This is a genomic window from Clostridium sp., from assembly GCF_051656525.1.
GTDB lineage: Bacteria > Bacillota > Clostridia > Clostridiales > Clostridiaceae > Clostridium.
Map to the genome: position 1 here is coordinate 1 of NZ_JBOGCC010000220.1, position 6,889 is coordinate 6,889.

A 6,889-nucleotide genomic window follows, 5' to 3' on the forward strand; every position below is an offset into this window, starting at 1 on the left:
AATATTTACTATACCTAATCCACTTTGTCCTGTTGTTAAAAGACCAATAGTTTCATAAGAAAATGTCGAAAAGGTTGTAAGTCCACCCATCATTCCTGTTGTTATGAATAACCTAGTATTTGCTGAAATTAATGCAGTATCCAAACTTAACTGCATTACAAATCCTATAATTAGTGCACCTAAAATATTTGCAATCAATGTTCCAAAGGGAAATGATGTTCCAATTCCTTTAGCACCTAAAGAAATTACATATCTTAATGATGCACCAATAAATCCGCCACACCCAACTAAAATTACTAAAAAAATTTTCTGCATTTACATCACCTCAACCATAGTTTGCACCATTAGAAAAAAAATAATACCCCCCAACTCTCAAAAAATATTTTCTCATCTGCTCACACATATGTCGTAAATACTTTATTTGTGTTTCACTTTGTAACTCCTTTAGTATTATCAATGTCAATTGATCTAGTCAATTTTTTATCATAAAAACACAATATGCACTTCTTTTTAAAATCCAATTCTTACTTCTTACTTTTAAACTACAAAAAAAAGAAGGCTTACAAAGAACTACAAAAAGTTCCTTATAAACCCTCTTTTCAAAAATAAGTTTATATAATTTATTAACAAGTTCGAATAACTCAATCTAAGATTTAAACTTCAAAAAAAACTTAAATCATACATTCATATTCTAACTTAAAATGATAATACAGTTACATTGTCTGTTATTGCAATTTTTCCTGTTTTCATCATAGGTGACACTACTTCTACAAGCTTGTCTAATTTTTCTTTATCAAGTACTAATACTTCTATAAGAATTGGTAATTCTCTAGCCATTACTTCTAATAAATCTAAATGTATTTCTTTGCTAGATCCAAATCCTTCTATTCCTCTCATAACTGTTGCACCTGATAAGCCTGCTTTTTCTAACTTTTCAATAATCGCTTTATATAATGGTTCATGTCCAAATTTATCGCTACCTTCTATAAAGATTTTAACTAATTTAGCTGTTTGAATACTAGTCATATTACCATCCTCCTAAAATTATCTATACTAATAGTCTTGCAATTGCCATACCAATTACAACACCTATTAAACTAAGTCCCACATTCACACCAATATTAAGTGCTCCAACACCAATCTCTCCACTGCTTAAAAGACCTATAGTCTCATAAGAGAATGTTGAAAATGTTGTAAGTCCACCCATCATTCCTGTTGTTAAAAATAATCTCATATTAGGAGAGATCATCGCTGACTCTAAACTTAATTTCATAACGAATCCTATTATGATTGCTCCTAAGATATTTGCTATTAATGTTCCATATGGAAAATGTGTTCCTAAAGCCCTTGTTGCACCTAAAGAAATAATATATCTTAGACCTGCACCAATGAACCCTCCACATCCTACTAAAAGAACTAACTGAATTTTTTGCATTTTTTTCACCTCTATGTATTTTTTTCCATTAAAAAAAAGCTAATATCCTACAAATTATATATGTAATCTGTAGGAGTCATTAGCTTTTAAAGCGGTTAAAGGTTAACTCCATAACCTATTTTTCTTTTGTTTATTATAACTTATCTTTAATTGATAACTTATTTTTCTTTTGTACTAATTACATTATAGATAAATTCATTACTTTTCTCAATAAACATTCTGTTAACTATATATTAATTTAAAAATATTAATCATTATATTTTGATCTTTCAATATCACTTAGCTTTTCTTTTAATGCATCCTCTTCATCTAGTATCTTAAGCTTTGCATCGCTTATTTTATCATTATTTTTATTTATCTCATTAATTGCGTCTATCACAGTTCCATCTTCCATAGGAATTTGATTTTGGTACTCATCTAAAAATGCTGCTCCTATTTTTTCATGAACCTTTCTTATGTTTACACGTGCCTCTTCTATCTCTTTATTTAAAGATGAAATTTTTAATTTCGTATCTGCTTTAGCTGTTAATGATTTAGATGTTGATGTAACATTCTTGCTTGCATCCTCTGCAAAATCCTTCATTTTATCTAAAAACCCCATATTATTTCCTCCAATATATCTTCTATTTTGTATATATTTATATTATATCATTATTTTCTCTAAAAAAATAAGCTTAGTAGAAAATTTTCTACTAAGCTTATTATCTTATATTATCCTAATCAATTTTATGATAAGAATAATTCCATATCATCTTCAACAGTTCCTATTCCTGCAATTCCAAAGTTTTCAACTAAAACTTTAGCTACATTTGGTGAAAGGAATGCTGGAAGTGTTGGTCCTAAGTGAATATTTTTAACTCCTAAGTATAATAATGATAATAAAACTATTACAGCTTTTTGCTCATACCACGCTATATTATATGCTATTGGTAATTCATTAACATCATCTAATCCAAATACTTCTTGTAATTTTAATGCTATTACAACTAATGAATAAGAATCATTACACTGACCTGCATCTAATACTCTTGGAATTCCACCAATATCACCAAGATCTAATTTATTATATTTAAACTTAGCACATCCTGCTGTTAATATAACTGTATCTTTTGGTAATTTCTCTGCAAACTCTGTGTAGTAATTTCTTGATTTAGCTCTTCCATCACAACCAGCCATTACAAAGAATTTTTTTATTGCTCCAGTTTTAACTGCATCTACAACTTTATCAGCTAATGCTAAAACTTGGTTATGAGCAAATCCACCAACAATTTCACCTTTTTCTATTTCAGTTGGCGCTTCACATTTTTTAGCTAACTCAATAATTTCTGAGAAATCTTTAGTTCCATCTTCATTTGTTTCAATATGAGTACATCCTTCATATCCAACTGCACCAGTAGTAAAAATTCTATCTCTATAAGCATCTTTTACAGGTGTAATACAGTTTGTAGTCATTAATATTGGTCCATTAAATGTAGCAAATTCTTTATCTTGTAACCACCAAGCATTTCCGTAGTTACCAGCAAAGTTTTCATACTTTTTAAATGCTGGGTAATATTGTCCTGCAAGCATTTCACCATGAGTATAAACATCTACTCCTGTACCTTGAGTTTGTTCAAGTAACATTTCTAAATCTCTTAAATCATGTCCTGAGATTAATATTCCTGGGTTTGTTCTAACTCCAATATCAACTTTAGTTATTTCTGGATGTCCATAACTTTCAGTATTAGCTTTATCTAATAAAGCCATTCCATCAACACCATACTTACCTGTTTCTAAAGCTAATGCAGTTAACTCATCTGCACTTAATCTATCATCTAAACTCTTAACTAAAGCTTCAGCCATAAATGCATGTATGTTATCATCATCAAATCCTAAGTTCATAGCATGTTTCATGTATGCTGACATACCTTTTAATCCATAAACTACAAGCTCTCTTAGACTTCTTATATCTTCATTTTCAGTCGATAAAACTCCAACTTCTGCAGCTTTATTTAAGAATTCTTCTGAAGTAGCTCCAATCCAAGTTGCACATCCTCTTAAATCTTCACCAATTGGATTTCCACCTTTAGCACTAACCTCTTCTTTTAACTCTTCTCTTAAAGATAAAGTTTCCTTAACTCTAGCTTCAATTGCTTTAAAATCAAAGTTTGCATTAGTTATTGTTATAAATAAATTTTCAGTTATGTACTTATCAACAATCTTACTAGTTACACCAACTTTTCTTCCTTCAACTGCTACAGTAGCTAGTCCTTTAGTTACAAATATTAATAAATCTTGTATTTTAGCAACATCTTCAGTTTTACCACATACACCTCTTACTGTACACCCTTTACATCCTGCTGTTTCTTGACATTGAAAACAAAACATACTCATCTTTTATTCCTCCACTTTACTTACTTATTTTTCTTTCATTTATCTATGTTTCTAGTATATTACCTATTTAATTTAATTTCTGTAACTTATGTTACGTTTATTTACTCTTCTTACTTCTAAGTAAATCACAATTTTCCGAATATTTAAACAATAATATATTAAACAATATATTAACACATATTAGTATTTCTCATATTTAGTATAAATATAGTGTAATATACTTATTAAAAGGAGATGATTATTTTGAAAATTGCAGAAAATATTTATATGTTAAACATAAGTGCTACATTAGGTGATAGAACTATGCTTCTACATCCTGTTGTAATAAAAACAGATAGTACTAACATTCTAATTGATACAGGTTTTCCAAACCAACTTTCTATGTTTGAAGATGCTTTAAAAGAAATAGATCTAACTATAGATAATTTAGATATTATTCTTTTAACACATCATGATATAGACCATGTTGGAAATGCAAAAGCTATAATTAAAAAATCTAAAAATAAAAATTTAAAAATATTAGCAAGTAAAGATGAAGTTCCATTTATCGATGGTACTAAAACACCTCATAAACTTGCAAAGCTTGAAGCTAATCTTAAACATTTAGATAAAGATATGATGGAAAGATATCACATGTTTAAAAAAGGATTTGCTCATACTAAAGTAAGAGTTGATTCTATCCTTACGGATAAAGAAGTACTTCCTTATGCAGGTGGTATAGAAGTTGTTGAAACTCCGGGGCATACTATAGGCCATACATGTTTCTACTTTAAAGAAAGTAAACTTTTAATTGCTGGAGATCTGTTCTTTATAGAAGATGAAAATTTAGCACTTGGTAATGAAACTATGAATTTTGATAACAGTCTTATAAAAACTTCATTAGAAAAATTATCTACATATGATATTGAAATGATAGTTTGTTATCATGGTGGTTTATATACTCATGATGTAAATGAGTCAATACACAAGCTTTTTAAAAGCAGATAATTCTTTTATCCTACTAATAAATTAAATAATTTATTAGTAGGTTTTTTTCATAAAAATAGACTTAGTAAAAATCACTTTTACTAAGCCCATTTTCTTAAGCATATTTATTATTAAAAAAACCTTTATCTTTATTTTATAATCTTATAGAAAATATATTTTTATTTTGCTGCGTACATATCTTTTTCTACACCTATAAATACTTGTGCAATTTCTCCATAAGCTTTTCCCCAAGCTTCAATAACTTCATCAGTAGCTCCATCACCTAAAACAGTTTTTATAGCTCTTAATAAACATTCTCCAACTATTGGATAATGCTCTGCTTTAACTTTTGCATCTACATGAACATGTCCAATTTTTTCAACTGCTGGTGCTAGAACTGATAAATCATCAATATTTTGAGCTGCTGCTAAAATGGTCATAGCTAATGCTTTTGGTTGAGCTCCTGATTTTTGTTTTCCCATATCAAACATTTGTTTTACTTGTGGATATCTCTCAAACATATCATTATAAAACTCTGTTGTAATTTCAACTCCATGTTCTTTTAAAACTGGTACTGTACTTTTTACTATTTCTCTTGTCTTTTGATCTAACATAATAACATCTCCTAATTTATCTATATAATATTTATTTTCTTCTAATATTCATTTTCTATATTTAATATACTACATATTTTTTAAATGTGCAAGTTAAATGCACTTTTAAATTTATCCATACTTTTTTAATATTTTTCATTTATAATAGAACTATATAAAAAAATCACATAAAATATTAACCATAAATTTTAAAACCTTATATAAAATATAAAAATCGTACATAAAGGAGTCAGTTGTTTTTTAAGGCTTTAACAACTAAAAAAATATTATGCAATTATCAAAATTTAGTGATTACTCATTTAGAGCTTTAATGTATTTAGCTCTAAGTAGAAACAGAATTTGTAATATCGAAGAAATGGCTAAAGATCTAGATATATCTGAACATCATTTAAAGAAAATAATAAACAGGCTTGCTAAAACTGATTTTGTTACTTCTATAAAAGGACGTAATGGTGGAATCAGGTTAGGACTACCTCCTGAAAAAATTAATCTTGGTGACGTTTTAGATATTACAGAAGATAATACAAATATAGTAGAGTGTTTTAAGGATGATAATTCCTGCCCCTATTTTTGCAACAACTGTAAATTAAAATCTATAGTTAATACTGCTCGAATTAATTTTTTTAATGAATTTAAAAAATATACTTTAGCTGATGCACTTTAAAGATTTATAAAAACAAAGATTAAGTAAGTACAGTAGAAATTTTTACTGTACTTACTTAATCTTATTTATATAATCTTCAATTTTACCTATCTTAGCTCTCTATTATAAATAATTAATCAAGCTTGATATTATTAGTAATACTGCTATTATAATAATTCCATATAATAAATATCTGTTTTCACTATCTAATTTTCTTAAAACTAATTCTCTAAGACTTCCGCTACCTGAAACTCCATAAACCTCTGGCTCTTTCAATAAATCTTTTAAATTAGATAACTTTAAAATAGCTTCACCGTTAATTTCTACATCTAAATTGCTTCCTTTTTTATGATACCATTTTAAAATTTCCTTTATCTTTTTTATTTCATTTTCAGACAGTCCCATTTTTTCTAAATTATTTACTTCTTCTTCAGTTAAATATCTACTCATTATAGCACTCCCTTTCTAATAATTCATCAATAACTAAAAAAAACATTGTCTGTATATAGGTAAATTCAAATACTAAAACGATTCCAAAAGTAATAAATATTAATAATATTACTGGTAATAATGTTTCTATTAAACCTATAAATTCATTTATATTTTTTATAGCTAATCTTACACCAATTGCAATTCCATCTAAAATGCTACACTTTTTAACATCTGTAACGTAAATTACTGCTGCACCAAATATCATTATTAATATACTTACACCGATACATATAGCCTTACTTAAAATACTTCCTTTAAATAAGTCATTTCCTATTATATACCCTATAAGTTGAGTAATAAATGTTATGATTAATGCCTTCTTAGTAATAGGTAAATTAATCTCTATCTTTCCTCTTTTTATCATTC

Annotated in this window: 10 protein-coding genes and 1 riboswitch; of the genes, 2 read left to right on the forward strand and 8 right to left on the reverse strand. The window is 27.6% G+C overall.

Annotated elements, in window-relative coordinates; genetic code table 11:
- From crcB (ACRDDY_RS10790) to hcp, 5 genes are all read right to left on the reverse strand, one after another.
- On the reverse strand, positions 1-315 hold a 315-nt coding region (gene crcB / locus ACRDDY_RS10790; RefSeq protein WP_438564957.1), incomplete at its 3' end, for a fluoride efflux transporter CrcB.
- Between the two features lie 381 nt (positions 316-696).
- Positions 697-1,026: a DUF190 domain-containing protein gene (locus ACRDDY_RS10795; protein WP_438564958.1), complete on the reverse strand. Its 330-nt coding sequence runs from the start codon at positions 1,024-1,026 to the stop codon at positions 697-699.
- Positions 1,027-1,048: 22 nt separating this feature from the next.
- Positions 1,049-1,435 (reverse strand): fluoride efflux transporter CrcB, encoded by a 387-nt coding sequence (gene crcB, locus ACRDDY_RS10800; protein ID WP_438564959.1) that lies wholly within the window; start codon positions 1,433-1,435, stop codon positions 1,049-1,051.
- Between the two features lie 63 nt (positions 1,436-1,498).
- Positions 1,499-1,560, reverse strand: a riboswitch (Fluoride riboswitch).
- A 122-nt stretch (positions 1,561-1,682) separates the two neighbouring features.
- Entirely contained in the window at positions 1,683-2,036 is a 354-nt protein-coding gene (locus ACRDDY_RS10805; RefSeq protein ID WP_438564960.1) for a hypothetical protein, read from the reverse strand.
- 125 nt (positions 2,037-2,161) lie between these two features.
- On the reverse strand, positions 2,162-3,808 hold the full coding sequence (hcp, locus tag ACRDDY_RS10810; protein WP_438564961.1) for a hydroxylamine reductase: 1,647 nt from the start codon (positions 3,806-3,808) through the stop codon (positions 2,162-2,164).
- Positions 3,809-4,051: 243 nt separating this feature from the next.
- Between hcp and ACRDDY_RS10815 the strand changes: the two genes are divergently transcribed.
- Complete coding sequence (locus ACRDDY_RS10815; RefSeq protein WP_438564962.1) at positions 4,052-4,795, forward strand: MBL fold metallo-hydrolase; 744 nt, start codon at positions 4,052-4,054, stop codon at positions 4,793-4,795.
- 158 nt (positions 4,796-4,953) lie between these two features.
- On the opposite strand, the gene ACRDDY_RS10820 is transcribed toward ACRDDY_RS10815, so the two are convergent.
- The gene (locus ACRDDY_RS10820; protein WP_438564963.1) at positions 4,954-5,388 is read right to left on the reverse strand and encodes a globin domain-containing protein; all 435 of its coding nucleotides are present in this window, start codon (positions 5,386-5,388) and stop codon (positions 4,954-4,956) included.
- Positions 5,389-5,656: 268 nt separating this feature from the next.
- On the opposite strand from ACRDDY_RS10820, the gene ACRDDY_RS10825 reads away from it, so the two are divergent.
- Entirely contained in the window at positions 5,657-6,052 is a 396-nt protein-coding gene (locus ACRDDY_RS10825) for an RrF2 family transcriptional regulator (protein WP_438564964.1), read from the forward strand.
- Between the two features lie 102 nt (positions 6,053-6,154).
- Here the strand turns inward: ACRDDY_RS10825 and ACRDDY_RS10830 are convergent, their stop codons facing one another.
- Complete coding sequence (locus tag ACRDDY_RS10830; protein ID WP_438564965.1) at positions 6,155-6,481, reverse strand: hypothetical protein; 327 nt, start codon at positions 6,479-6,481, stop codon at positions 6,155-6,157.
- A partial coding sequence (locus ACRDDY_RS10835) for a hypothetical protein (protein ID WP_438564966.1) occupies positions 6,474-6,889 on the reverse strand: 416 nt, incomplete at its 5' end. The genes ACRDDY_RS10835 and ACRDDY_RS10830, both read right to left, overlap by 8 nt.

What these genes read in the sequence shown, in the direction of transcription:
- ACRDDY_RS10825 (WP_438564964.1), top strand. Translation starts at nt 5,657, where the DNA reads ATGCAATTATCAAAATTTAGTGATTACTCATTTAGAGCTTTAATGTAT.
- ACRDDY_RS10820 (WP_438564963.1), bottom strand. Translation starts at nt 5,388, where the DNA reads ATGTTAGATCAAAAGACAAGAGAAATAGTAAAAAGTACAGTACCAGTT.
- crcB (WP_438564959.1), bottom strand. Translation starts at nt 1,435, where the DNA reads ATGCAAAAAATTCAGTTAGTTCTTTTAGTAGGATGTGGAGGGTTCATT.
- ACRDDY_RS10805 (WP_438564960.1), bottom strand. Translation starts at nt 2,036, where the DNA reads ATGGGGTTTTTAGATAAAATGAAGGATTTTGCAGAGGATGCAAGCAAG.
- hcp (WP_438564961.1), bottom strand. Translation starts at nt 3,808, where the DNA reads ATGAGTATGTTTTGTTTTCAATGTCAAGAAACAGCAGGATGTAAAGGG.
- ACRDDY_RS10830 (WP_438564965.1), bottom strand. Translation starts at nt 6,481, where the DNA reads ATGAGTAGATATTTAACTGAAGAAGAAGTAAATAATTTAGAAAAAATG.
- ACRDDY_RS10795 (WP_438564958.1), bottom strand. Translation starts at nt 1,026, where the DNA reads ATGACTAGTATTCAAACAGCTAAATTAGTTAAAATCTTTATAGAAGGT.